Raw genomic sequence first — 25,010 nt, 5'->3', positions numbered from 1 at the left:
AGTTTAGTTATATATAGTAACTGAACACGGAACTAATTTCTGTAAATTATCCCTTATTCTATAAAAACCACTCTACATTCTTTGAAAGGAGTTGAACACGCCCTAAATGCTGTGTGAAAAAGATAGATTCTCTTGTGAGCATCGCTCACTGCAATAATTTCCTATTTTCACTTTGCATTTTACGGGCTTAGTATCCTATGTCTAACATTCAAAACATGTCCCTGGAGGACATCATGGGAGAGCGCTTTGGTCGCTACTCCAAGTACATCATTCAAGACCGGGCTTTGCCAGACATTCGGGATGGCTTGAAGCCGGTTCAGCGTCGTATTCTTTATTCAATGAATAAAGATGGCAATACTTTTGACAAGAGCTACCGTAAGTCGGCCAAGTCTGTCGGTAACATCATGGGGAATTTTCACCCACACGGTGATTCTTCCATCTATGATGCCATGGTTCGTATGTCTCAGGACTGGAAAAACCGTGAGATTCTAGTTGAAATGCACGGTAATAACGGTTCTATGGACGGAGATCCGCCTGCGGCTATGCGTTATACCGAGGCTCGTTTGTCTGAGATTGCTGGTTATCTTCTTCAAGATATCGAAAAGAAGACAGTTCCCTTTGCTTGGAACTTTGACGATACCGAGAAAGAGCCGACGGTTTTGCCAGCAGCCTTTCCAAACCTCTTGGTCAATGGTTCGACTGGGATTTCAGCTGGTTATGCTACAGACATTCCACCGCATAATTTGGCTGAGGTTATTGATGCGACGGTTTACATGATTGACCACCCAACAGCCAAGGTGGACAAACTCATGGAATTCTTGCCTGGGCCAGACTTCCCTACAGGAGCTATCATCCAAGGGCGTGATGAAATCAAGAAAGCCTATGAAACTGGGAAGGGGCGCGTGGTTGTTCGTTCTAAGACGGAGATTGAAAAGCTAAAAGGCGGTAAGGAACAAATCGTTATCACTGAGATTCCTTATGAAATCAATAAGGCTAATCTAGTCAAGAAAATCGATGATGTTCGTGTCAATAACAAGGTAGCTGGGATTGCCGAGGTTCGTGATGAGTCTGACCGTGACGGTCTTCGTATCGCTATTGAACTTAAAAAAGACGCGAATACCGAGCTTGTACTCAACTATCTCTTCAAATATACTGACTTGCAAATCAACTACAACTTTAACATGGTGGCGATTGACAATTTCACCCCTCGTCAGGTTGGGATTATTCCAATCTTATCTAGCTACATCGCCCACCGTCGTGAAGTGATTCTAGCACGTTCCCGCTTTGACAAGGAAAAGGCTGAGAAACGTCTGCATATCGTTGAAGGTTTGATTCGCGTGATTTCGATTTTGGACGAAGTCATTGCCCTTATCCGTGCTTCTGAGAACAAGGCTGACGCTAAGGAAAACCTCAAGATCAGCTATGAGTTTACTGAGGAGCAGGCAGAAGCCATCGTGACCTTACAACTTTACCGTTTGACCAATACAGACGTGGTTGTCTTGCAGGAAGAAGAAGCAGAATTGCGTGAAAAGATTGCCATGCTTGCGGCGATCATCGGTGATGAACGGACTATGTACAATCTCATGAAGAAAGAACTTCGTGAGGTCAAGAAGAAATTTGCGACACCACGTTTGAGTACTTTGGAAGATACTGCGAAAGCAATCGAGATTGACACAGCTAGTTTGATTGCCGAGGAAGATACCTATGTCAGCGTGACTAAGGCAGGCTATATCAAGCGTACTAGCCCACGTTCCTTTGCGGCATCCACTCTGGAAGAAATTGGCAAGCGTGATGATGATCGTTTGATCTTTGTTCAATCTGCCAAGACAACCCAGCATCTCTTGATGTTCACGACTCTTGGGAATGTCATCTATCGACCAATCCATGAATTGGCAGATATTCGCTGGAAGGACATCGGAGAGCATTTGAGTCAAACCATCACAAACTTTGAAACGAATGAAGAAATCCTTTATGTGGAAGTAGTGGATCAGTTTGATGATGCGACAACTTACTTTGCAGCGACTCGACTTGGTCAAATCAAGCGTGTAGAACGCAAAGAATTCTCTCCATGGCGGACCTACAAGTCGAAGTCTGTTAAGTACGCTAAACTCAAAGACGAGACAGACCAAATTGTAGCAGTGGCTCCAATTAAACTGGATGATGTTCTCTTGATTAGTCAAAACGGTTATGCCCTTCGTTTCAATATCGAAGAGGTTCCGGTTGTTGGTGCCAAGGCTGCGGGTGTCAAGGCTATGAACCTGAAAGCAGATGATGCGCTTCAGTCTGCCTTTATCTGTAACACCTCATCCTTCTACCTCTTGACCCAACGTGGAAGCTTGAAACGTGTTTCCATTGAGGAAATTCCAGCGACCAGCCGTGCTAAACGAGGCCTACAAGTCTTGCGTGAGTTGAAAAACAAACCGCACCGTGTCTTTTTAGCAGGAGCAGTTGCAGAGCAAGGTTTCGTTGGTGATCTTTTTAGTACAGAAGTAGAAGAAAACGACCAAACGCTGCTTGTCCAATCTAACAAGGGAACAATCTATGAGAGCCGATTGCAAGATTTGAATTTGTCTGAACGCACTAGCAATGGAAGCTTTATTTCAGACACGATTTCAGATGAAGAAGTTTTCGATGCTTACCTCAAAGAAGTCTTTAAAGAGGACAAAACAAATTCGTAAAAAGAATCAGTCCAGAGGGCTGATTTCTTTATGTTGAAAAAATTTTCAGAAAATTACAAATAATACTTGAAATTTTACTAGAAAAGTGTAGAATAGAACACATAGTTTGAATAGTATAAAGGAGAAACACATGACAGTTGCAATTGATTGGGAAAACCTTGGCTTTGCTTATATGAAATTACCTTACCGTTATATCGCTCACTACAAAAATGGTCAATGGGATCAAGGAGAATTGACAGAGGATGCAACCTTGCATATTTCAGAGTCTTCTCCAAGTCTCCACTATGGACAGCAAGCATTTGAGGGATTGAAAGCCTATCGAACCAAGGATGGCAGTGTTCAACTGTTCCGTCCTGACGAAAATGCCAAGCGTCTGCAACGTACCTGCGACCGTCTTTTGATGCCACAAGTTCCGACAGAAATGTTTGTAGAAGCTTGTAAAGCAGTTGTGCGTGCAAATGAAGAATACGTCCCACCATATGGAACAGGTGGAACCCTTTATCTTCGTCCACTGTTGATTGGTGTTGGAGATATTATCGGGGTAAAACCTGCAGAAGAGTATATTTTCACCATCTTTGCTATGCCGGTTGGTAACTATTTTAAAGGTGGTTTAGTCCCAACAAATTTCTTGATTCAGGATGAATACGACCGGGCAGCTCCAAATGGTACAGGTGCGGCCAAGGTAGGTGGGAACTATGCTGCTAGCCTCCTCCCAGGTAAAATGGCCAAGTCACGTCAATTTTCAGATGTTATCTACTTAGACCCATCTACACATACAAAGATTGAAGAAGTCGGATCAGCCAACTTCTTTGGAATTACAGAGAACAACGAATTTGTAACGCCATTAAGCCCATCTATCTTACCATCTATTACCAAGTACTCATTGCTTTACTTGGCTGAACACCGCTTGGGCTTGACTCCGATTGAAGGCGATGTTCCAATTGATAATTTGGAGCGTTTTGTAGAGGCAGGTGCTTGTGGAACAGCAGCGGTTATTTCGCCAATTGGAGGCATCCAACATGGTGATGATTTCCATGTTTTCTATAGTGAAACAGAAGTAGGTCCTGTTACACGTAAACTCTATGATGAATTGACTGGTATCCAATTTGGTGATGTGGAAGCACCAGAGGGATGGATTGTCAAAGTGGACTAAAAGATATGAAATAAAGAAGAGCTCCATAGCAGTTGTAATAGCTGAAATGGAGTTTTTTCTTGCTAGTTTTAGCTTTTTCTTGTACAATAGAAAAAGTGAAAAGAGGTACAGTATGAGTAAAAAAGATAAGAAAATTGAAATCCAATTAACAGATGCAAAAGTGACTGTTGGAAAAGACAGCTATGAAGGATACGTTTTGACGATCGGGAAAAAGGTTATTGGGGAAATTGCCGAATTAGATAGCCAATTTGCCATCATAAAGAATGGAAATGTCGATAGTTTTTATAAAAAACTTGAAAAAGCTGTGGAAATTTTGATTGAAAACTATAATTTGACAAAATAATACTTGTTTTATTGAAAATTTCATGATATAATAGTTCTCGTTAAACATTGGAGAGATAGCGAAGAGGCTAAACGCGGCGGACTGTAAATCCGCTCCTTCGGGTTCGGGGGTTCGAATCCCTCTCTCTCCATTCATCAATGGGGTATAGCCAAGCGGTAAGGCAAGGGACTTTGACTCCCTCATGCGTTGGTTCGAATCCAGCTACCCCAGTTCTTAGGTAATAAATTCAAGATAAAAAGAAAAATATCTTAGGGTATTTTATTTTTATAATTGAAAGACGTGAACGATATGAACATGTCTTTGCGGGTGCTTAGGAAAAAAATTATAAGTATGTCAAGTTTTTGAAAAAACTTGATTGTTGGAGGATTTTTTAGATGAACGAATTTGAAGATTTGCTAAATAGCGTTAGCCAAGTTGAGCCTGGTGATGTTGTTAGTGCTGAAGTATTGACAGTTGATGCGACTCAAGCTAACGTTGCAATCTCTGGGACTGGTGTTGAAGGTGTCTTGACTCTTCGCGAATTGACAAACGATCGCGATGCAGATATCAATGACTTTGTGAAAGTAGGAGAAGTATTGGATGTTCTTGTACTTCGTCAAGTAGTTGGTAAAGATACTGATACAGTTACATACCTTGTATCTAAAAAACGCCTTGAAGCTCGCAAAGCATGGGACAAACTTGTAGGACGCGAAGAAGAAGTTGTTACTGTTAAAGGAACTCGTGCCGTTAAAGGTGGACTTTCAGTAGAATTTGAAGGTGTTCGTGGATTCATCCCAGCTTCAATGTTGGATACTCGTTTCGTACGTAACACTGAGCGTTTCGTAGGTCAAGAATTTGATGCTAAAATCAAGGAAGTTGATCCTAAAGAAAACCGTTTCATCCTTTCACGTCGTGAAGTTGTTGAAGCAGCTACTGCAGCAGCTCGTGCTGAAGTATTCGGTAAATTGGCTGTTGGTGATGTCGTAACTGGTAAAGTTGCTCGTATCACAAGTTTCGGTGCTTTCATCGACCTTGGTGGGGTTGACGGATTGGTTCACTTGACTGAATTGTCACACGAACGTAACGTATCACCTAAATCAGTTGTAACTGTTGGTGAAGAAATCGAAGTGAAGATCCTTGATCTTAACGAAGAAGAAGGTCGCGTATCACTTTCACTTAAAGCAACAACACCTGGACCATGGGATGGCGTTGAGCAAAAATTGGCTAAAGGTGACGTAGTAGAAGGAACAGTTAAACGTTTGACTGACTTTGGTGCATTTGTTGAAGTATTGCCAGGTATTGACGGACTTGTTCACGTATCACAAATTTCATACAAACGTATCGAAAATCCAAAAGAAGCTCTTACTGTTGGTCAAGAAGTTACTGTTAAAGTCCTTGATGTTAACGCTGACGCAGAACGTGTATCACTTTCTATCAAAGCTCTTGAAGAACGTCCAGCTCAAGAAGAAGGACAAAAAGAAGAAAAACGTGCTGCTCGTCCACGTCGTCCAAAACGTCAAGAAAAACGTGATTTCGAACTTCCAGAAACACAAACAGGATTCTCAATGGCTGACTTGTTTGGTGATATCGAACTTTAATCAAATTGATAATCACAAAATCCTTTGTTTAAAACAAGGGATTTTTCTTTTGTCTCTTTCCCATTTTTGATATAATAGTTCTATGTTAGATTCAGAAAAACAATCACAATATCAATTGTTAAATGAGGAACTCTCTTATTTACTTGAAGGTGAGAGCAATGTTCTTGCCAATCTTTCGAATGCTAGTGCCCTCCTGAAATCTCGCTTTCCCAATACTGTATTTGCAGGGTTTTATCTGTTTGATGGTAGCGAGTTGGTTTTAGGGCCTTTTCAGGGCGGCGTTTCTTGCATTCGCATCCCGCTTGGAAAAGGCGTGTGTGGAGAAGCTGCTGAGTTTCAAGAGACTGTTTTGGTTGGCGATGTGAGCACCTATCCAAACTACATTTCTTGTGATAGTATGGCCAAGAGTGAAATCGTGGTTCCCATGCTCAAGAATGGTCGATTGCTGGGTGTCTTAGACTTGGATTCTTCACTTATTGATGATTACAATGCCATTGACCGTGATTACTTGGAACAATTTGTCGCTATTTTGCTTGAGAAGACAGAATGGGACTTTACGATGTTTGAGGAGAAAGCCTAATGTATCAAGCACTTTATCGAAAATATAGAAGTCAAACTTTTTCACAACTAGTAGGTCAAGAAGTTGTGGCTAAAACCCTAAAACAAGCGGTCGAGCAGGAAAAGATTAGTCATGCCTATCTTTTCTCAGGCCCTCGTGGAACTGGGAAGACCAGTGTAGCCAAGATTTTTGCCAAGGCTATGAACTGTCCGAACCAAGTGAACGGAGAACCATGTAATAACTGCTATATCTGCCAAGCAGTGACAGAAGGTAGTTTAGAAGATGTTATCGAAATGGATGCTGCTTCAAATAATGGAGTTGATGAAATCCGAGAAATTCGGGATAAATCTACCTATGCTCCTAGTTTGGCACGTTATAAGGTCTATATCATAGACGAGGTTCATATGTTGTCTACAGGGGCTTTTAATGCGCTTTTAAAGACGCTAGAAGAACCAACTCAAAACGTTGTCTTTATCTTGGCGACCACCGAATTGCACAAGATTCCAGCAACTATTTTATCGCGTGTCCAACGTTTTGAGTTTAAGTCGATTCGAACGCAAGATATCACGGCACATATTCATCATATTTTAGAAAAAGAAAATATCAGTTCTGAACCAGAGGCTGTGGAAATCATTGCCAGACGAGCTGAAGGTGGGATGCGGGATGCCTTGTCTATTCTGGACCAAGCTTTGAGTTTGACGCAAGGGAATGCTTTAACCACAGCTATCTCTGAGGAGATTACAGGCACCATTAGTCTATCAGCACTTGATGACTATGTAGCTGCCTTGTCTCAGCAGGATGTTCCAAAAGCGCTTGATTCTTTGAATCTTTTGTTTGAAAATGGCAAGAGCATGACTCGTTTTGTGACGGATCTCTTGCAGTATTTACGTGATTTACTGGTTGTTCAGACAGGTGGCGAAAATACTCATCATAGTCCAGTTTTTATGGACAATCTAGCTCTGTCTCAGGAAAGTCTCTTTGAAATGATTCAAATAGCGACTGTGAGCTTGGCGGATATGAAAGCTAGCCTGCAACCTAAGATTTATGCTGAGATGATGACTATTCGTTTAGCTGAGATTAAGCCTGAGCCAGTTCTTTCAGAAGCAGTTGAAGGAGAAATAGCTACACTAAGACAGGAAGTCGCTCGTCTCAAACAAGAACTTGCTAATGTTGGAACAGCTCCTAAACAAGTGGTGCCAGTCCCTAGCCGTCCAGCAACTTCCAAGACAGTCTATCGAGTAGACCGTAATAAGGTTCAGGCTATCCTACAAGAAGCTGTTGAAAATCCTGATTTGGCACGTCAAAACTTGATTCGCCTACAGAATGCGTGGGGAGAAGTGATTGAAAGTTTAGCTGGACCAGATAAGGCTCTTCTCGTAGGTTCTCAACCAGTTGCGGCCAATGAACACCATGCTATTTTAGCCTTTGAGTCTAATTTCAATGCTGGTCAAACCATGAAAAGAGATAATCTCAATACTATGTTTGGCAATATTCTCAGCCAGGCAGCTGGATTTTCACCTGAGATTCTGGCTATTTCTCTAGAGGAATGGAAAGAGGTTCGAGCAGCATTTTCAGCTAAAAACAAGTCTCCTCAAGCTGACCAAGTGGTGGAAGAAGAGAGCCTGATTCCAGAAGGATTTGAATTTCTGGCTGATAAAGTCATGGTTGAAGAAGACTAAAAGTGGATTTCATGATACAATAATCTTATGAATAGACAACAATTTATCATAATAGCGTTATTCACGGCAGCTGAGACTTATTTTTTCAATGAATCCTTGATGACTGGTCGCTACGTTATGGCAGCTTTTTGGGCAATTCTTCTCTTTCGAAACTTTAGGTTAAGTTAACTGATGGGAAAAATTGTAGACGCTATTGATCAGCACCTAAACCGCAAGGATTAGCCCCAGCTTCTAGACAAAATCAAAGCCTTTTAGGCTTTTTTTTGTTATACTAGTAGAGTATATTTATTGACCTTTTGTCCTATTTTTTAGGGATTGTAAGCAATTTCCTAAGGTATTGAGCAAAATGTTTGAAAAAGAAAGGAACTATCATGTCAGTATTAGAGATCAAAGATCTTCACGTTGAGATTGAAGGAAAAGAAATTTTGAAAGGAGTCAATCTGACTCTGAAAACAGGAGAAATCGCAGCCATTATGGGACCAAATGGTACGGGTAAATCAACTCTTTCAGCAGCTATTATGGGTAACCCTAACTATGAAGTTACTAAAGGTGAGGTCTTGTTTGATGGTGTAAATATCCTTGAGTTGGAAGTGGACGAGCGTGCGCGTATGGGACTTTTCCTTGCTATGCAATACCCATCTGAAATTCCTGGAATTACCAATGCAGAGTTTCTTCGTGCAGCCATGAATGCTGGTAAAGAAGATGATGAAAAGATTTCGGTTCGTGAGTTCATCACTAAACTAGACGAGAAAATGGAATTGCTCAACATGAAAGAAGAAATGGCAGAGCGTTACCTCAACGAAGGTTTCTCAGGTGGTGAGAAAAAACGTAATGAAATTCTTCAACTCTTGATGTTGGAACCAACTTTTGCCCTCTTGGATGAGATTGACTCTGGTCTTGATATTGACGCCCTTAAAGTTGTATCGAAAGGTGTGAATGCCATGCGTGGTGAAGGGTTTGGTGCTATGATCATCACTCACTACCAACGTCTTTTGAACTACATCACACCAGACGTGGTCCACGTGATGATGGAAGGTCGTGTGGTCCTTTCTGGCGGTCCAGAATTGGCAGCCCGTTTGGAACGTGAAGGATACGCAAAACTAGCTGAAGAACTCGGCTACGACTACAAGGAAGAATTGTAATTCCCTCGTATCTTTTAGGAGAAGTAAATGACTAAAGAAACTATTAAACTTTTTTCAGAAATGCACGCTGAACCAAGCTGGTTGGCAGACCTCCGTCAAAAAGCTTTTGATAAGATTGAGAGTTTGGAATTACCAGTCATTGAGCGTGTCAAATTTCACCGTTGGAATCTGGGAGATGGAACCATCACAGAAAGTGAACCTTCAGCAAATGTTCCTGACTTCACGGCTCTAGACAATCACTTGAAGTTGGTGCAAGTAGGAACGCAGACTGTTTTTGAACAAATTCCACTTGAATTGGCTGAACAAGGAGTAATCTTTACAGACTTCCACTCAGCTTTAGAAGAAATTCCCGAACTTATCGAGGAATTCTTCATGTCATCTGTTAAGTATGACGATGACAAGTTGGCAGCCTACCACACAGCTTACTTTAACAGTGGTGCTGTTCTCTACATTCCTGATAATGTTGAAATTACAGAACCAATTGAAGGTATTTTCTACCAAGACAGCGATAGCGATGTGCCATTTAACAAGCATATCCTTATCATTGCTGGTAAAAACTCTAAAATAAGCTATCTTGAACGTCTAGAGTCACGAGGTGGAGGTAGTGCAAAAGCAACTGCCAATATCACAGTTGAAGTGATTGCTCGTTCTGGTGCGCAAGTCAAGTTTGCGGCTATTGACCGTTTAGGTGAAAATGTCACTGCCTACATTAGCCGCCGTGGTAAACTAGGCAACGATGCAAGCATTGACTGGGCAATCGGTGTCATGAACGAAGGAAATGTCGTTGCGGACTTTGATAGCGACTTGATTGGAAATGGTAGCCATGCTGACCTTAAAGTCGTAGCTCTTTCAAGTGGTCGTCAGGTGCAAGGGATTGACACTCGAGTGACTAACTATGGTTGCAACTCAATCGGAAATATCCTTCAACATGGGGTTATCCTTGAAAAAGCTACTTTGACCTTCAACGGTATCGGTCACATTATCAAGGGTGCCAAGGGAGCAGATGCGCAGCAAGAGAGTCGTGTTCTTATGCTTTCAGACCAAGCACGTTCAGATGCCAACCCAATTCTTTTGATTGATGAAAATGACGTTACAGCAGGTCACGCGGCTTCTATCGGACAAGTAGATCCAGAAGATATGTACTATCTCATGAGTCGTGGCTTGGATAAGGCAACTGCAGAACGCTTGGTTGTTCGTGGTTTCCTTGGATCTGTTATCGTTGAGATTCCAGTCAAAGAAGTTCGTGATGAAATGATTGCAACTATCGAAGAAAAATTGTCAAAACGCTAAGGGGAAGCCTATGTTAGATGTAGAAGCGATTCGCAAGGATTTTCCAATTTTAGACCAGATTGTCAACGATGAACCTCTGGTCTATCTGGACAATGCTGCGACGACACAAAAACCACTAGCAGTTCTGGAAACAATCAACCGCTACTATGAGCAGGACAATGCCAATGTTCACCGTGGTGTTCATACCTTGGCTGAGCGAGCAACAGCTTCTTATGAAGCTGCTCGTGAAACCATTCGTAAGTTTATCAATGCAGGCTCTACAAAGGAAGTTCTCTTTACCAGAGGAACGACAACCAGCCTTAACTGGGTGGCACGCTTCGCTGAGGAAATTCTGACTGAGGGAGACCAAGTCTTGATTTCAGTAATGGAACACCATTCTAATATCATTCCATGGCAGGAAGCTTGTCGCCAGACTGGGGCAGAGCTTGTCTATGTTTATCTCAAGGACGGGGCTCTGGATATGGAGGATTTGCGCGCTAAATTGACTGATAAAGTCAAGTTTGTCTCTCTAGCTCAAGCCTCAAATGTTCTTGGTGTGGTCAATCCGATCAAGGAAATCACTCAAATGGCACATAAAGTTGGTGCTATTATGGTGGTGGATGGAGCTCAGTCTACACCTCATATGAAGATTGATGTCCAGGACTTGGATGTGGACTTCTTTGCCTTTTCAGGTCACAAGATGGCTGGTCCGACTGGTATCGGTGTTCTTTATGGCAAGGAAAAATATCTCAATCAAATGTCTCCAGTAGAATTTGGCGGCGAGATGATTGATTTTGTCTACGAGCAATCTGCTAGTTGGAAGGAATTGCCTTGGAAATTCGAGGCTGGAACGCCAAATATGGCAGGAGCTATTGGACTTGCGACTGCAGTTGATTATCTGGAAAAGATTGGTATGGATGCCATTGAAGCGCATGAACAGGAATTGATTGCGTACGTCTATCCAAAACTGCAGGCAATTGAGGGATTGACCATTTACGGTTCGCAGGACTTGGCTCAACGTTCAGGTGTTATTGCCTTTAACCTAGGCGATCTTCATCCTCACGATCTTGCGACGGCCCTGGATTATGAGGGAGTGGCTGTTCGTGCTGGTCACCATTGTGCGCAACCCTTGCTTCAGTATTTGGAAGTCCCAGCAACAGCTCGTGCAAGCTTTTATATCTACAATACTAAGGCAGATTGTGACAAACTAGTCGATGCCCTACAAAAGACAAAGGAGTTTTTCAATGGCACTTTCTAAACTAGATAGCCTTTATATGGCAGTGGTAGCAGACCATTCGAAAAATCCGCATCACCAAGGGAAGTTAGAAGACGCTGAGCAAATCAGTCTCAACAATCCTACCTGCGGGGATGTCGTCAACCTATCTGTCAAGTTTGATGCAGAGGACCGTTTGGAAGATATCGCTTTTCTAAACTCAGGATGTACGATTTCAACTGCTTCTGCTAGTATGATGACAGATGCTGTTTTGGGCAAGACCAAACAAGAAATTCTAGAACTTGCAACCATCTTTTCTGAAATGGTTCAAGGTCAAAAGGATGAGCGTCAAGACCAACTTGGAGACGCGGCATTCTTATCAGGTGTTGCCAAATTCCCGCAACGGATCAAGTGTGCAACTCTAGCTTGGAACGCCTTGAAGAAAACAATTGAAAATCAAGAAAATCAGTAAGACAAGTTTCTTTTGTCTTATGAATCAGTAGAAATGAAGAATGAAAGAAAGGATATTATGGCTGAAGAAAGAGTAGAACCAAAACCAATTGATCTTGGTGAATATAAATTTGGTTTCCATGACGATGTAGAGCCTGTCCTATCGACAGGAAAAGGATTGAACGAAGAAGTCATTCGCGAATTATCAGCTGCTAAGGGAGAACCTGAGTGGATGTTAGAATTCCGTTTGAAGTCTTATGAAACCTTCAAAAAAATGCCTATGCAAACCTGGGGAGCAGACTTGTCAGAGATTGATTTTGATGACTTGATCTACTACCAAAAACCATCTGATAAACCTGCCCGTTCTTGGGATGAAGTTCCTGAAAAAATTAAAGAGACCTTTGAACGTATCGGGATTCCAGAAGCTGAACGTGCTTATCTAGCAGGTGCCTCTGCCCAGTACGAGTCAGAAGTGGTTTACCACAACATGAAGGAAGAGTTTGAGAAGTTAGGAATTATCTTTACAGATACAGATTCTGCCCTCAAGGAATACCCAGACTTGTTTAAACAATACTTTGCGAAGTTGGTACCACCGACTGATAACAAGTTGGCTGCCCTCAACTCAGCAGTATGGTCGGGTGGAACCTTTATCTACGTACCAAAAGGTGTCAAGGTAGATATTCCACTTCAAACTTACTTCCGTATCAACAACGAAAATACAGGTCAGTTCGAACGTACCTTGATTATCGTTGATGAGGGAGCAAGTGTCCACTACGTAGAAGGATGTACAGCACCAACTTATTCTAGCAACAGCTTGCACGCTGCCATTGTAGAAATTTTCGCTTTAGACGGAGCTTATATGCGTTATACAACCATCCAAAACTGGTCTGATAATGTCTATAACTTGGTAACAAAACGTGCGAAAGCTTTGAAAGATGCGACTGTTGAGTGGATTGATGGAAACTTGGGTGCCAAAACGACTATGAAATATCCATCTGTTTATCTAGATGGAGAAGGGGCGCGTGGTACTATGCTCTCTATCGCCTTTGCTAATGCAGGGCAACACCAAGATACGGGTGCCAAGATGATCCACAACGCTCCACATACAAGCTCGTCTATCGTGTCAAAATCCATCGCTAAAGGCGGAGGAAAGGTGGACTACCGTGGACAAGTGACCTTTAATAAGAACTCTAAGAAATCTGTCTCTCACATTGAGTGTGATACTATTATCATGGATGACTTATCAGCGTCAGATACCATTCCATTTAATGAAATTCATAACTCGCAAGTTGCTTTGGAGCACGAAGCCAAGGTATCTAAGATTTCAGAAGAACAACTCTACTACCTCATGAGTCGTGGCTTGTCAGAATCTGAGGCAACCGAGATGATTGTCATGGGATTTGTCGAACCCTTCACTAAAGAGCTTCCAATGGAATATGCAGTTGAGCTGAACCGCTTGATTAGCTATGAAATGGAAGGATCTGTCGGATAAAACCCAAAAGGAGAAGCAAATGGGATTCTTAAAAAAATTATTTGGTAATGTTGAAAAAGCGAATAAAGGTGAAATTCCTGCCGAGGAAATTGTTCCACCTTTTACAGTTGATTTAGTAGAAGAAGCAGATGATTATTGGCGACAAATGGAACAAAACCTCTTGATAAACGCTGTAAAAGCTGCTGGTGGTCCTGAGGCGGTAGAACGTGCTTTTGTTCTTGCTAATTTTAAGGATAATCAAGAAACCTTTGAGCTCTTTTATCAGGTAAATGGTCAACTTCTTTCATGGAGAGAGATGGATGCGACTGTAGTTGATAAAATCAGCAATCAACTCCTTCCACAAGCACCAGGTGTGGCACGTGCAGTTAATGAGAATTATGAAGAAGCGAAGATTCCAGTAATCGAGTACGCTATGCTTCAGTTTGAAACTGCAACCATGGCTTGGTTTGGTCGGAAGCTGACAACAGCTTCTCCAGAAGCAGAATTGACTTTTGAAGAATTGGTATCAGGTTGGCGCGCTATTTTGGAACAAGAAGTTCCAAACCGTCCTTTAGATAGTGACCGTCCGTTCCCTTACTTTGAAGTTTAAAATCCCGAATCCCCAAAACCTTTCAATGGAGTGTACTGTTGAGCTTAATCGCTTGATGAGTAACTAATTGAAACAATCAGTGGGTAAAAATGCAAATTCTGAACAGGAATCCTTTCTGTTCAGAATTTTTTTCAAATAAGTACCTAATAAATATTCACAAAAATACTTTTATATGGTAAAATAAAACAATTACATTTAGTGGAGATGAAGTATGAATATTTTTAGAACCAAGGATGTTAGTCTGAGACAGACAGAGATGCATCGCCATTTGAAATTGTGGGATTTGATTCTTCTAGGGATTGGTGCCATGGTGGGGACAGGGATTTTCACCATTACAGGAACAGCAGCGGCTACCCTAGCTGGTCCATCACTAGTGATTTCCATTGTGATTTCTGCCCTGTGTGTTTCTCTATCAGCCCTCTTTTTTGCAGAATTTGCCTCTCGTGTGCCTGCAACTGGTGGCGCTTATAGTTATCTCTATGCGATTTTAGGAGAATTGCCAGCCTGGATTGCTGGCTGGTTGACCACCATGGAATTCATGACGGCTGTTTCAGGTGTGGCGTCTGGCTGGGCAGCTTACTTTAAGGGATTGCTCAGTAATTATGGTATCTCCATGCCTCAAGCCTTGAATGGCACCTTTAACCCTGAACAGGGAACTTATATAGATTTTCTGCCGATTTTAGTACTGACATTGGTAACGGGATTGGTTTTGTTAAATTTCAAGGCAGCTTTGCGATTTAATTCGCTTTTAGTGGTCTTGAAATTCTCAGCTCTCGCCTTATTTATCCTAGTTGGTATTTGGTACATCAAGCTAGAAAATTGGACGAATTTTGCTCCATTTGGTTTTGGTCAACTATATGGTGGAAGTACTGGTATTATGGCGGGTGCATCTTTGATGTTCTTTGGATTTCTCGGATTTGAGTCTATTTCCATGGCAGTTGATGAAATTCAAAGTCCGCAAAAAAATATTCCCCGCGGAATCGTGCTTTCTCTGACAATCGTCACCATTCTCTATGCTTTGGTAACCTTAGTATTGACAGGGATTGTTCACTACAGTAAGCTCAATGTGGACGATGCAGTAGCATTTTCATTACGGAGTATTGGTATCGGCTGGGCAGCCAATTATGTTTCGCTTGTAGCCATTCTAACCCTGATAACCGTATGTATCTCCATGACTTATGCTTTGTCTCGGATGATTTATAGCTTAGCTCGTGATGGACTTTTACCTCAAAGTTTTAAACAATTAAGCAAGACTAGTCGCGTTCCTAAAAATGCGACCCTCTTAACAGGAGTTACTTCAGCTATTGCTGCAGGAGTGTTTCCTCTAGCCAGTATTGCAGCCTTCTTAAATATTTGTACGCTAGCTTATCTGATTTTGCTAGCCTACGGAATTATAAAACTCAGAAAGGATAAGGGGATGCCAAAAGAAGGAGAGTTCAAAACTCCTTTAGTGCCTCTTTTGCCAATCCTTTCCATTCTTATCTGTCTTTCCTTTATGCTTCAATATAGTCTAGATACCTGGATTGCCTTTGGTATTGCTCTTGTAGTTGGTCTAGTCATTTACTTTACTTACGGGTTCCGCCATTCAACCCTCGCAGAAGAAGAATAAAAGCTGGGAATTCCCAGCTTTTTTAATCTTTCACATAAGTAAATCCTTCACCCAGAATTTCATGAGCCTCAGTGATGGTGATAAAGGCTTGAGGATCAATTTTATGAATCATATCTTTCATTTTAACGATTTCGTTTCGACCGACGATACAGTAGATAATTTTTAAATCCTTTTTGCTGTAGTATCCTTGACCAGATATAAAGGTAACGCCACGTCCGAGTTCATCATTAATCTCTTTGGCCAATTGATCAGGATATTGGGTAATAATCATAAATCCTTTACCACCATAACCTCCTTCGCCTATCAAGTCGATAACACGAGCGATGATAAAGTCAAACAAGAGGGTATAGGTAACTAGACGAAGGTCCTGGAAGATAATCAAAATCAACATTAGGATAAAAAAGTCAATCCCAAAGAGCAATTTCCCAATCGAAATATTAGTGTATTTGTTGAGGATACGAGCAACGATATCAGAGCCACCAGTGGTTCCACCAGCATTAAAGATAATTCCTAAACCAACCCCTAGTAAGACTCCTGAGACTAAAGCGACAATGATGAGATCCCCTTGCAAGTCGATATGCAAAGGAATACGCTCAAAAATTGCTAGCCAAACGGAAAGTGAAATTGATCCTAAAAGACTGGAGTAGAGGGTCTTAGGTCCAAATATTTTCCAAGCCAGAATAAATAAAGGGATATTAATCAAGAGGTTCATCAATGAGACAGGAATCTTAAAAAGATAGTAGGTAATCAAGGTAATACCTGTCGCCCCTCCCTCAAATAAATGATAAGGAACAACAAAGTAGGTAAGACCGAAGGCATAGATAGCAGCCCCAAGAATAATGGTGATAATCGGTTGAAGTTTTCGAATCATGGCTGTTCCTCACTTTTCTATAGATAGATTATACCAAAAATTCAATTCTTTTCATCGGATTACTTATGATTTTTTATCATTTTTTTGATATAATAAAAGAGAAAATCCCAATCCTATCGAGAAGAATAGAAAGATTGAATTATGACACAAGTAAAAATTGTAACGGACTCTTCTGTTACTATCGAACCAGAAGTAGTTAAAGAATTAAATATCACTGTTGTCCCTCTATCAGTTATGATTGATAGTGTGCTTTATTCGGATGCAGATTTGAAAGAGGGAGAATTCCTTCATCTTATGCAACAAAGTAAAAATCTGCCTAAAACAAGTCAACCACCTGTTGGAGTGTTTGCTGAGGTCTTTGAAGAGCTAGGTAAAGATGGTAGTCAAATTATCGCCATTCACATGTCCCATGCCTTATCTGGAACTGTGGAAGCTGCTCGCCAAGGGGCAAGTCTTTCAACTGCTGATGTAACGGTTATTGATAGTTCCTTTACAGATCAAGCATTGAAGTTCCAAGTTGTTGAAGCCGCAAAACTTGCTAAAGAAGGTAAAGACTTAGAAGCAATCTTAGCTCATGTAGAGGATGTAAAAAATCATACAGAACTTTATATCGGTGTTTCGACGCTAGAAAACTTAGTTAAGGGTGGTCGTATTGGACGTGTGACAGGATTACTAAGCTCACTCTTGAATATTCGTGTAGTAATGCAGATGAAAAACCACGAACTCCAACCAATAGTCAAAGGACGTGGAGCGAAAACTTTCAAAAAGTGGCTTGAGGAATTAACCGAGACTCTTTCTCAAAAATCAGTTGCAGAGATTGGAATTTCCTATGCTGGAACGAACGAATGGGCGAATGAGATGAAGGCATTATTGCAACCTTATGTTGAGAAGCCAATCTCTGTATTGGAAACTGGCTCTATTATTCAAACTCATACTGGAGAGAATGCTTGGGCGATTCTAATTCGCTACAATTCCTAAAAAAATAGAGAAAAAATGGTCAAAATAGTGTTTTTGACTTGACCTATAGTCGATTTTAGGATATGATTATATTTGTTAATTAGAAATTATTTGGAGGATTTGTTAACATGGCAAACAAACAAGATTTGATCGCTAAAGTAGCAGAAGCTACAGAATTGACTAAGAAAGATTCAGCAGCAGCAGTTGATGCTGTATTTGCAGCAGTAACTGAATACCTTGCTGCTGGTGAAAAAGTTCAATTGATCGGTTTCGGTAACTTTGAAGTTCGTGAGCGTGCTGCACGTAAAGGTCGCAACCCTCAAACTGGTAAAGAAATCAAAATCGCAGCTTCTAAAGTTCCAGCATTCAAAGCTGGTAAAGCTCTTAAAGACGCTGTTAAATAATGAATTTTCAAAAAGCCTATTGTATCAAGCTTCATTGCTTGGTCGATAGGCTTTTTTTGTTGCTTTGGGGTATTTTTGGGGCAAAAAGAAAAAGGTTCCCACGGATGAGAACCTTCTTTTCATTAGTTTTTAGAAGCTGCTTGGAATTCAGGGTTTTTCCATGCTTCGTCAATGATAGCTTGCAATTCTTTAGCAGATGCTTGCATTTTTTGAGTTTCAGCATCGTTCAATGGGATGTTTACTGGACGAACGATACCGTGTGCACCAACAACAGCTGGTTGACCGATAAAGACGTTTTTAACACCGTATTGACCTTCTTGGAAGACTGAAAGTGGAAGTACTGCATTTTCGTCATCAAGGATTGCTTTTGTGATACGAGCAAGTGCTACAGCGATACCGTAGTAGGTAGCTCCTTTTTTGTTGATGATTGTGTAGGCAGCGTCACGAACACCTTCGAACAATTCAATCAATTCAGCTTCTTGAACGTTTTGAGTGTCTTTAAGGAATTCTTCAAGGTTTACACCAGCGATGTTAGCGTGTGACCAAACCGCAAATTCAGAATCTCCGTGTTCACCCATGATGTAGGCGTGAACTGAACGAGCATCAACATCCAATTTTTCAGCAAGTGCTTGACGGAAACGTGCTGAATCAAGTGAAGTACCTGAACCGATAACACGTTCTTTAGGGAATCCAGAGAATTTCCAAGTTGAGTAAGTCAAAACGTCAACTGGGTTAGCTGCAACAAGGAAGATACCATCGAAACCTGATTCAACAACTTGTGTTACGATTGATTTGTTGATAGCCAAGTTTTTACCTACAAGGTCAAGACGAGTTTCACCTGGTTTTTGAGGAGCACCTGCAGTGATAACAACAAGGTCAGCGTCTGCACAGTCAGAGTATTGAGCAGCGTAGATTTTTTTAGGTGAAGTGAAGGCAAGGGCGTGGCTAAGGTCAAGCGCATCACCTACAGCTTTTTCGTGTAATTGAGGAATTTCGATAATTCCAAGCTCTTGTGCAATTCCTTGGTTAACAAGTGCGAAAGCGTAAGATGAACCTACGGCACCGTCACCAACAAGGATCACTTTTTTGTGTTGTTTAGTTGAAGTCATTATCTAAACATCTCCTTCATTTTTTTTAGGGGAATCCCCAGACACTTTCATTCTATCACTTTTAAAAAGCTTTGTCACGAATATTCTATTCGGTTATCGATGTAAACGTTTTAGCGATTTCCAAAGGCTGAAATGAAGGACAAATTATGGTATAATATATCTAATTACTAATAGTGAAATGAGGCATTTATGAATGCAGGATAGAAATTTAGTGAATGTCAATCTGACAAAGGAGATGAAGACCAGCTTTATCGACTACGCCATGAGCGTTATCGTCGCGCGGGCCCTTCCTGATGTTCGAGATGGCTTAAAACCTGTTCACCGTCGTATTCTTTATGGAATGAATGAACTAGGTGTTACACCAGACAAACCTCATAAAAAATCAGCCCGTATTACAGGGGATGTTATGGGTAAATACCACCCACACGGAGATTCCTCTATTTACGAAGCCATGGTTCGTATGGCTCAGTGGTGGAGCTACCGTTACATGCTTGTTGATGGGCATGGAAACTTTGGTTCTATGGATGGGGACGGTGCTGCCGCGCAGCGGTACACTGAGGCACGTATGAGCAAGATTGCTCTTGAAATGCTTCGTGATATCAACAAAAATACAGTTGATTTCGTAGACAACTACGATGCTAACGAACGTGAACCCTTGGTTTTGCCTGCTCGTTTTCCAAACCTTTTGGTCAATGGAGCAACGGGTATCGCTGTTGGGATGGCAACCAATATTCCACCTCACAACTTGGGTGAAACCATTGATGCAGTGAAGTTGGTCATGGACAATCCTGAAGTGACGACTAAGGACTTGATGGAAGTCTTGCCTGGTCCAGATTTTCCGACTGGCGCTCTTGTCATGGGGAAATCAGGGATTCATAAGGCTTATGAGACTGGTAAAGGTTCCATTGTCCTTCGTTCTCGTACAGAGATTGAAACCACTAAGACGGGTCGTGAGCGCATCGTTGTAACGGAATTCCCTTATATGGTTAATAAAACCAAGGTACATGAGCATATTGTTCGCTTGGTTCAGGAAAAACGAATTGAGGGCATTACAGCCGTACGTGATGAGTCCAACCGTGAAGGCGTCCGCTTTGTAATCGAGGTTAAACGCGACGCGTCTGCCAACGTTATCCTTAACAACCTCTTCAAGATGACCCAGATGCAAACCAACTTTGGTTTCAACATGCTCGCGATTCAAAATGGCGTGCCAAAAATCTTGTCCCTTCGTCAAATTTTGGATGCTTATATCGAGCACCAAAAAGAAGTGGTTGTGCGCCGTACTCGTTTTGACAAGGAAAAGGCAGAGGCGCGTGCGCACATCTTAGAAGGTCTTTTAATTGCACTTGACCATATCGACGAAGTGATTCGTATTATCCGTGCAAGTGAAACAGATGCGGAAGCGCAAGCTGAGTTGATGAGCAAGTTCAAGCTTTCTGAACGTCAAAGTCAAGCTATCCTTGATATGCGTCTTCGTCGTTTGACAGGATTGGAACGTGATAAGATTCAGTCTGAATATGATGAATTGATTGCCTTGATTGCAGATTTGGCTGATATTCTTGCCAAACCCGAGCGCGTGGCGCAAATCATCAAAGATGAATTGGACGAAGTCAAACGCAAGTTTGGTGACAAGCGTCGTACGGAGTTGATGATCGGAGAAGTCTTAACTCTTGAAGATGAAGATTTGATTGAAGAAACGGATGTCTTGATTACCCTATCTAACAAGGGCTATATCAAACGTTTGGACCAAGGTGAGTTCACCGCACAAAAACGTGGTGGCCGTGGAGTTCAAGGTACGGGAGTTAAGGATGATGACTTTGTGCGTGAGTTGGTTTCAACCAGCACCCATGATCATCTGCTCTTCTTTACCAATAAAGGACGCGTATATCGACTAAAAGGTTATGAAATCCCTGAATACGGTCGTACTGCTAAGGGCTTGCCAGTTGTCAATCTATTGAAGTTGGACGAAGGTGAGAGCATTCAGACCATCATCAACGTTGAGTCTGAACGTAGTGATGACGCCTATCTCTTCTTTACAACTCGTCACGGTATTGTGAAGAGAACCAGTGTTAAAGAGTTTGCTAACATCCGTCAAAATGGACTGAAAGCCTTGAATCTCAAGGATGAGGATGAGTTGATCAATGTCTTGCTAACAGAAGAAGATACGGATATTATCATTGGTACCAAGTTTGGTTATGCTGTTCGCTTTAATCAATCAGCTGTTCGTGGCATGAGCCGTATCGCGACTGGTGTTCGAGGAGTCAATCTTCGTGAAGGAGATACAGTAGTTGGTGCTAGTGTGATTACAAACCAAGACGAAGTTCTTATCATCACTGAAAAAGGTTATGGTAAACGTACTCTTGCTACTGAATATCCAACTAAAGGCCGTGGTGGTAAAGGGATGAAGACTGCCAATGTTGCTGAGAAGAATGGTCCTCTGGCAGGTCTCCTCACTGTTAAGGGGGATGAAGACTTGATGATTATCACAGATACAGGTGTCATGATCCGTACGAATGTTGCCAATATTTCACAAACGGGACGCTCAACTATGGGAGTTAAGGTGATGCGTCTAGATCAAGATGCTAAGATTGTAACCTTTACAACGGTTGCTGCGGCAGAAAAAGAAGAAGTTGGGACTGAAATTGAAACAGAAGGTGAAGCATAATGTCTCATAAAAAAACGAAAAATAAAAAGAGTAAGAAAAATAAGCGCAGAAATCTATTTATCAATATTTTAGCGGGTTTCTTAATTCTTCTTTCCTTAGCCTTGATTTTTAATTCAAAGATTCGCGATATCTTTTTGGTATGGAATACCAATAAATACCAAGTCAATCAAGTCACTAAGGAAAATATAGATGAAAACCTAAAATCCGAGGGAAATTTTGATTTTGACTCTGTTAAGTCTATTTCATCTGAAGCTGTATTGGCTTCACAATGGGATGCTCAGAAACTTCCTGTTATTGGAGGTATCGCTATTCCTGAGGTGGAGATTAACCTCCCTATTTTCAAAGGGTTGGATAATGTAAACTTGTTCTACGGAGCAGGGACCATGAAACCAGACCAAAAAATGGGAGAAGGCAACTATTCTCTAGCCAGTCACCATATCTTTACTGCTGAAAATGCCAGTCAAATGCTCTTCTCACCTTTGGTCAATGCCAAAGCAGGTATGAAAATTTACCTGACGGATAAGGATAAAGTTTATACTTATGAGATTACAGAAGTTAAACGTGTTACACCAGACCGTGTAGATGAAATCGAAGATCGTGATGGCGTAAAAGAGATTACTTTGGTTACCTGTGTTGATTATAATGCGACTGAGCGTATAATCGTCAAAGGAATCTTTAAAGAATCAAAGGCTTATTCTGAGACTTCTGAGGATATTTTGAAGGCCTTTAATCAACCGTATAGACAACGTTATTAAGAATGAATGAACCAGTGAAGTGCTATTTCACTGGTTTTTATGTCAACAAAATAGGATTAAAATAGTTCTTATGAAAAAGGACAGGAAGGCTTAGGATAAAGATTTTTAAGATAAATATTTTAGAATTTTACAGAAAACGCTTTCTAGAAAACAAGAATTATGTTATAATTATCACAAATAAAAGTTTAGGAGTTTTTTATGGTCTCTTCAGAATTTATTTCAAAGATTGAATTTGCTTGCAAGAAGAAAGAAAGTCTTTATAGCCAAAGTAAGTTTAAGTATGCGATTCGTTCCATGTTTGCAGGTGCCTTTTTAACATTTAGTACGGCTGCCGGTGCAGTTGGGGCTGACTTGATTAATAAGATCGCTCCAGGTAGTGGACGTTTCCTCTTCCCATTCGTTTTTGCTTGGGGATTGGCCTACATTGTTTTCTTGAATGCTGAGCTGGTAACTTCAAATATGATGTTTTTGACAGCAGGTAGTTTCTTGAAAAAAATTTCATGGAGAAAAACAGCTGAGATTTTACTTTACTGTACCTTGTTCAACCTTATCGGAGCTTTGATAGCAGGTTGGGGCTTTGCCCACTCAGCAGCCTATGCAAATCTGACACATGATAGCTTCATTTCAGGGGTTGTCGAGATGAAGTTAGGCCGTTCCAATGAGCTTGTCTTACTTGAAGGTATTTTAGCCAATATCTTTGTAAACATCGCCATTCTTTCATTTGTTTTGGTGAAAGACGGTGGGGCCAAACTTTGGCTTGTTTTGTCAGCAATTTACATGTTTGTATTCTTAACAAACGAACACATTGCTGCGAACTTTGCTTCTTTTGCGATTGTTAAGTTCAGTGTTGCAGCAGATTCAATTGCTAATTTTGACATACCTAATATTCTTCGTCACTGGGGTGTAACCTTTGTCGGAAACTTTATCGGAGGAGGCCTCTTGATGGGCTTGCCATACGCTTTCCTCAACAAAAACGAAGATACTTATGTAGATTAAAAAACGGGCACGAATTAATCGTGCTTTTTTGTTTGATGTGTAAGACTAGTCATAGTTGTTCCTTATATCAAAATATAGAAAAACGGTATTGGAAAAGACTAGCTCAAGATGATACAATATCCCTAATGAAGCTATTTGGAGGTCGTCATATGACTCGTGATTTTAAATTTGAAACCCTACAATTACATGCTGGGCAAGTAGTTGATCCAGCAACTAAGTCTCGTGCAGTACCGATTTATCAAACAACATCCTTCGTTTTTGATGACACGCAAGAAGGTGCCGATTTGTTTGCCTTGAGAAAACCAGGGAACATTTATACTCGTATCACAAACCCTACAACAGCAGCCTTTGAGGAAAGAATTGCTGCTCTTGAAGGTGGTGTTGGAGCGCTTGCGACAGCATCAGGTATGGCTGCTGTAACCTACACTATTTTGGCGCTTGCTCACGCAGGTGACCATGTGGTGGCTGCGTCAACTATTTACGGTGGGACCTTCAACCTCTTGAAAGAAACCCTTCCTCGTTATGGGATCACAACTACCTTTGTGGATGTGGATAATTTGGAAGAAGTAGAAGCAGCTATCAATGACAATACCAAGCTTGTCTTGATTGAAACCTTGGGGAATCCCTTGATTAACATTCCTGACTTGGAAAAATTGGCTGAGATTGCTCATAAACACCAGATTCCTCTCGTTTCGGACAATACTTTTGCCACACCATATTTGATTAACGTCTTCTCTCACGGTGTAGATATTGCCATTCACTCAGCAACTAAGTTTATTGGTGGACATGGTACGACTATTGGAGGAGTGATTGTCGATAGTGGTCGTTTTGACTGGGCAGCTTCAGGGAAGTTCCCTCAATTTGTTGAGGAAGACCCAAGTTACCATAACTTGAGCTATACTCGTGATGTGGGTGCAGCAGCCTTTATTATCGCTGTTCGTGTTCAATTGCTCCGTGATACAGGTGCTGCCTTGTCGCCATTTAATGCCTTTCTCTTGCTTCAAGGGCTTGAAACTCTCTCTCTTCGTGTGGAACGTCACGTGCAAAATGCAGAGAAAATTGTTGATTTCCTTGTAAATCATCCTAAGGTAGAGAAGGTAAATTATCCAAAACTAGCTGACAGTCCATATCATGCCTTGGCTGAGAAATATTTGCCAAAAGGTGTTGGTTCAATCTTTACCTTCCATGTTAAAGGCGGAGAGGCAGAAGCTCGCAAGGTGATTGATAATTTGGAAATCTTCTCTGACCTTGCAAACGTGGCAGATGCCAAATCTCTTGTTGTCCATCCTGCGACAACCACCCACGGTCAGTTGTCAGAAAAAGACCTAGAAGCAGCAGGTGTCACACCAAACCAAATCCGCTTGTCTATCGGACTTGAAAATGTAGAGGATTTGATTGAAGATTTGCGTTTGGCCTTGGAAAAAATTTAAAGTAACTGATATAAACAGTGGGTTTCGACTCACTGTTTTTGATTTTCCCTCAGGCATGATATAATGGTTACAG

At 41.3% G+C, this 25,010-nt stretch carries 22 protein-coding genes and 2 tRNA genes; 22 read left to right on the top strand and 2 right to left on the bottom strand.

Features of this window, described 5'->3' with window-relative positions:
• The first annotated feature begins 197 nt into the window (after nt 1-197).
• The 16 genes from parC to PCY17_RS00880 all read left to right on the top strand — a co-directional run bounded on the left by parC (nt 198) and on the right by PCY17_RS00880 (nt 15,753).
• Entirely contained in the window at nt 198-2,678 is a 2,481-nt protein-coding gene (gene parC / locus PCY17_RS00955; RefSeq protein WP_301390737.1) for a DNA topoisomerase IV subunit A, read from the top strand.
• Nucleotides 2,679-2,793: 115 nt separating this feature from the next.
• A complete protein-coding gene (locus PCY17_RS00950) occupies nt 2,794-3,831 on the top strand; it encodes a branched-chain amino acid aminotransferase (protein ID WP_301391138.1) in 1,038 nt (345 codons plus the stop codon).
• A 112-nt stretch (nt 3,832-3,943) separates the two neighbouring features.
• Nucleotides 3,944-4,174, top strand: coding sequence for a DUF2969 domain-containing protein (locus tag PCY17_RS00945; protein WP_000037107.1), 231 nt, complete (start codon nt 3,944-3,946; stop codon nt 4,172-4,174).
• A gap of 49 nt (nt 4,175-4,223) precedes the next feature.
• Nucleotides 4,224-4,304 (top strand) — tRNA-Tyr (locus PCY17_RS00940).
• Between the two features lie 8 nt (nt 4,305-4,312).
• Nucleotides 4,313-4,384: transfer RNA gene (locus PCY17_RS00935), tRNA-Gln, on the top strand.
• A gap of 164 nt (nt 4,385-4,548) precedes the next feature.
• A complete protein-coding gene (rpsA, locus tag PCY17_RS00930) occupies nt 4,549-5,751 on the top strand; it encodes a 30S ribosomal protein S1 (protein WP_301390736.1) in 1,203 nt (400 codons plus the stop codon).
• A gap of 82 nt (nt 5,752-5,833) precedes the next feature.
• On the top strand, nt 5,834-6,331 hold the full coding sequence (locus PCY17_RS00925; protein WP_000887141.1) for a GAF domain-containing protein: 498 nt from the start codon (nt 5,834-5,836) through the stop codon (nt 6,329-6,331).
• Nucleotides 6,331-7,989 carry a DNA polymerase III subunit gamma/tau gene (gene dnaX, locus PCY17_RS00920; RefSeq protein WP_301390735.1) on the top strand — a complete coding sequence of 553 codons (1,659 nt, stop codon included), beginning with the start codon at nt 6,331-6,333 and terminating at the stop codon, nt 7,987-7,989. The genes PCY17_RS00925 and dnaX overlap by 1 nt, the downstream gene beginning before the upstream one ends.
• Before the next feature lie 27 nt (nt 7,990-8,016).
• Nucleotides 8,017-8,157: a DUF3272 family protein gene (locus tag PCY17_RS00915; protein WP_301390734.1), complete on the top strand. Its 141-nt coding sequence runs from the start codon at nt 8,017-8,019 to the stop codon at nt 8,155-8,157.
• Between the two features lie 203 nt (nt 8,158-8,360).
• The gene (gene sufC, locus PCY17_RS00910) at nt 8,361-9,131 is read left to right on the top strand and encodes a Fe-S cluster assembly ATPase SufC (protein ID WP_000114489.1); all 771 of its coding nucleotides are present in this window, start codon (nt 8,361-8,363) and stop codon (nt 9,129-9,131) included.
• Between the two features lie 27 nt (nt 9,132-9,158).
• The gene (gene sufD / locus PCY17_RS00905; protein WP_301390640.1) at nt 9,159-10,421 is read left to right on the top strand and encodes a Fe-S cluster assembly protein SufD; all 1,263 of its coding nucleotides are present in this window, start codon (nt 9,159-9,161) and stop codon (nt 10,419-10,421) included.
• 10 nt (nt 10,422-10,431) lie between these two features.
• A complete protein-coding gene (locus PCY17_RS00900; protein ID WP_301390639.1) occupies nt 10,432-11,658 on the top strand; it encodes a cysteine desulfurase in 1,227 nt (408 codons plus the stop codon).
• The gene (sufU, locus tag PCY17_RS00895) at nt 11,645-12,085 is read left to right on the top strand and encodes a Fe-S cluster assembly sulfur transfer protein SufU (protein ID WP_247924185.1); all 441 of its coding nucleotides are present in this window, start codon (nt 11,645-11,647) and stop codon (nt 12,083-12,085) included. Before PCY17_RS00900 ends, sufU begins: the two co-directional genes overlap by 14 nt.
• Nucleotides 12,086-12,142: 57 nt before the next feature.
• Entirely contained in the window at nt 12,143-13,555 is a 1,413-nt protein-coding gene (gene sufB / locus PCY17_RS00890; RefSeq protein ID WP_084849775.1) for a Fe-S cluster assembly protein SufB, read from the top strand.
• A gap of 19 nt (nt 13,556-13,574) precedes the next feature.
• Nucleotides 13,575-14,144 carry a hypothetical protein gene (locus PCY17_RS00885; RefSeq protein ID WP_247924184.1) on the top strand — a complete coding sequence of 190 codons (570 nt, stop codon included), beginning with the start codon at nt 13,575-13,577 and terminating at the stop codon, nt 14,142-14,144.
• A gap of 211 nt (nt 14,145-14,355) precedes the next feature.
• A complete protein-coding gene (locus PCY17_RS00880) occupies nt 14,356-15,753 on the top strand; it encodes an APC family permease (RefSeq protein WP_247924183.1) in 1,398 nt (465 codons plus the stop codon).
• 22 nt (nt 15,754-15,775) lie between these two features.
• Here the strand turns inward: PCY17_RS00880 and PCY17_RS00875 are convergent, their stop codons facing one another.
• On the bottom strand, nt 15,776-16,624 hold the full coding sequence (locus PCY17_RS00875; protein WP_000619788.1) for a YitT family protein: 849 nt from the start codon (nt 16,622-16,624) through the stop codon (nt 15,776-15,778).
• Between the two features lie 141 nt (nt 16,625-16,765).
• Between PCY17_RS00875 and PCY17_RS00870 the strand changes: the two genes are divergently transcribed.
• Nucleotides 16,766-17,602, top strand: coding sequence for a DegV family protein (locus tag PCY17_RS00870; RefSeq protein WP_247924182.1), 837 nt, complete (start codon nt 16,766-16,768; stop codon nt 17,600-17,602).
• 107 nt (nt 17,603-17,709) lie between these two features.
• Nucleotides 17,710-17,985, top strand: coding sequence for an HU family DNA-binding protein (locus PCY17_RS00865; RefSeq protein ID WP_001284636.1), 276 nt, complete (start codon nt 17,710-17,712; stop codon nt 17,983-17,985).
• 122 nt (nt 17,986-18,107) lie between these two features.
• Here the strand turns inward: PCY17_RS00865 and PCY17_RS00860 are convergent, their stop codons facing one another.
• Nucleotides 18,108-19,094, bottom strand: a complete 987-nt coding sequence (locus PCY17_RS00860) for an L-lactate dehydrogenase (RefSeq protein ID WP_000204722.1) — start codon at nt 19,092-19,094, stop codon at nt 18,108-18,110.
• Between the two features lie 193 nt (nt 19,095-19,287).
• Here PCY17_RS00860 and gyrA point away from each other — a divergent pair, with 193 nt between their 5' ends.
• From gyrA to PCY17_RS00840, 4 genes are all read left to right on the top strand, one after another.
• Nucleotides 19,288-21,756 (top strand): DNA gyrase subunit A, encoded by a 2,469-nt coding sequence (gyrA, locus tag PCY17_RS00855; RefSeq protein WP_301390638.1) that lies wholly within the window; start codon nt 19,288-19,290, stop codon nt 21,754-21,756.
• A complete protein-coding gene (locus tag PCY17_RS00850; protein ID WP_000018508.1) occupies nt 21,756-22,511 on the top strand; it encodes a class A sortase in 756 nt (251 codons plus the stop codon). The genes gyrA and PCY17_RS00850 overlap by 1 nt, the downstream gene beginning before the upstream one ends.
• A 198-nt stretch (nt 22,512-22,709) precedes the next feature.
• On the top strand, nt 22,710-23,507 hold the full coding sequence (locus tag PCY17_RS00845; RefSeq protein ID WP_000254787.1) for a formate/nitrite transporter family protein: 798 nt from the start codon (nt 22,710-22,712) through the stop codon (nt 23,505-23,507).
• A gap of 149 nt (nt 23,508-23,656) precedes the next feature.
• The gene (locus PCY17_RS00840) at nt 23,657-24,937 is read left to right on the top strand and encodes an O-acetylhomoserine aminocarboxypropyltransferase/cysteine synthase family protein (RefSeq protein ID WP_000196319.1); all 1,281 of its coding nucleotides are present in this window, start codon (nt 23,657-23,659) and stop codon (nt 24,935-24,937) included.
• Nucleotides 24,938-25,010: the final 73 nt, after the last annotated feature.

The sequence above is a fragment of the Streptococcus sp. SO2 genome (assembly GCF_030440025.1).
This window is presented reverse-complemented; position numbering and strand designations above follow the sequence as displayed.

What these genes read in the sequence shown, in the direction of transcription:
- parC (WP_301390737.1), top strand. Translation starts at nt 198, where the DNA reads ATGTCTAACATTCAAAACATGTCCCTGGAGGACATCATGGGAGAGCGC.
- PCY17_RS00945 (WP_000037107.1), top strand. Translation starts at nt 3,944, where the DNA reads ATGAGTAAAAAAGATAAGAAAATTGAAATCCAATTAACAGATGCAAAA.
- rpsA (WP_301390736.1), top strand. Translation starts at nt 4,549, where the DNA reads ATGAACGAATTTGAAGATTTGCTAAATAGCGTTAGCCAAGTTGAGCCT.
- PCY17_RS00925 (WP_000887141.1), top strand. Translation starts at nt 5,834, where the DNA reads ATGTTAGATTCAGAAAAACAATCACAATATCAATTGTTAAATGAGGAA.
- dnaX (WP_301390735.1), top strand. Translation starts at nt 6,331, where the DNA reads ATGTATCAAGCACTTTATCGAAAATATAGAAGTCAAACTTTTTCACAA.
- PCY17_RS00915 (WP_301390734.1), top strand. Translation starts at nt 8,017, where the DNA reads ATGAATAGACAACAATTTATCATAATAGCGTTATTCACGGCAGCTGAG.
- sufC (WP_000114489.1), top strand. Translation starts at nt 8,361, where the DNA reads ATGTCAGTATTAGAGATCAAAGATCTTCACGTTGAGATTGAAGGAAAA.
- sufD (WP_301390640.1), top strand. Translation starts at nt 9,159, where the DNA reads ATGACTAAAGAAACTATTAAACTTTTTTCAGAAATGCACGCTGAACCA.
- PCY17_RS00900 (WP_301390639.1), top strand. Translation starts at nt 10,432, where the DNA reads ATGTTAGATGTAGAAGCGATTCGCAAGGATTTTCCAATTTTAGACCAG.
- sufU (WP_247924185.1), top strand. Translation starts at nt 11,645, where the DNA reads ATGGCACTTTCTAAACTAGATAGCCTTTATATGGCAGTGGTAGCAGAC.
- sufB (WP_084849775.1), top strand. Translation starts at nt 12,143, where the DNA reads ATGGCTGAAGAAAGAGTAGAACCAAAACCAATTGATCTTGGTGAATAT.
- PCY17_RS00885 (WP_247924184.1), top strand. Translation starts at nt 13,575, where the DNA reads ATGGGATTCTTAAAAAAATTATTTGGTAATGTTGAAAAAGCGAATAAA.
- PCY17_RS00880 (WP_247924183.1), top strand. Translation starts at nt 14,356, where the DNA reads ATGAATATTTTTAGAACCAAGGATGTTAGTCTGAGACAGACAGAGATG.
- PCY17_RS00875 (WP_000619788.1), bottom strand. Translation starts at nt 16,624, where the DNA reads ATGATTCGAAAACTTCAACCGATTATCACCATTATTCTTGGGGCTGCT.
- PCY17_RS00870 (WP_247924182.1), top strand. Translation starts at nt 16,766, where the DNA reads ATGACACAAGTAAAAATTGTAACGGACTCTTCTGTTACTATCGAACCA.
- PCY17_RS00865 (WP_001284636.1), top strand. Translation starts at nt 17,710, where the DNA reads ATGGCAAACAAACAAGATTTGATCGCTAAAGTAGCAGAAGCTACAGAA.
- PCY17_RS00860 (WP_000204722.1), bottom strand. Translation starts at nt 19,094, where the DNA reads ATGACTTCAACTAAACAACACAAAAAAGTGATCCTTGTTGGTGACGGT.
- gyrA (WP_301390638.1), top strand. Translation starts at nt 19,288, where the DNA reads ATGCAGGATAGAAATTTAGTGAATGTCAATCTGACAAAGGAGATGAAG.
- PCY17_RS00850 (WP_000018508.1), top strand. Translation starts at nt 21,756, where the DNA reads ATGTCTCATAAAAAAACGAAAAATAAAAAGAGTAAGAAAAATAAGCGC.
- PCY17_RS00845 (WP_000254787.1), top strand. Translation starts at nt 22,710, where the DNA reads ATGGTCTCTTCAGAATTTATTTCAAAGATTGAATTTGCTTGCAAGAAG.
- PCY17_RS00840 (WP_000196319.1), top strand. Translation starts at nt 23,657, where the DNA reads ATGACTCGTGATTTTAAATTTGAAACCCTACAATTACATGCTGGGCAA.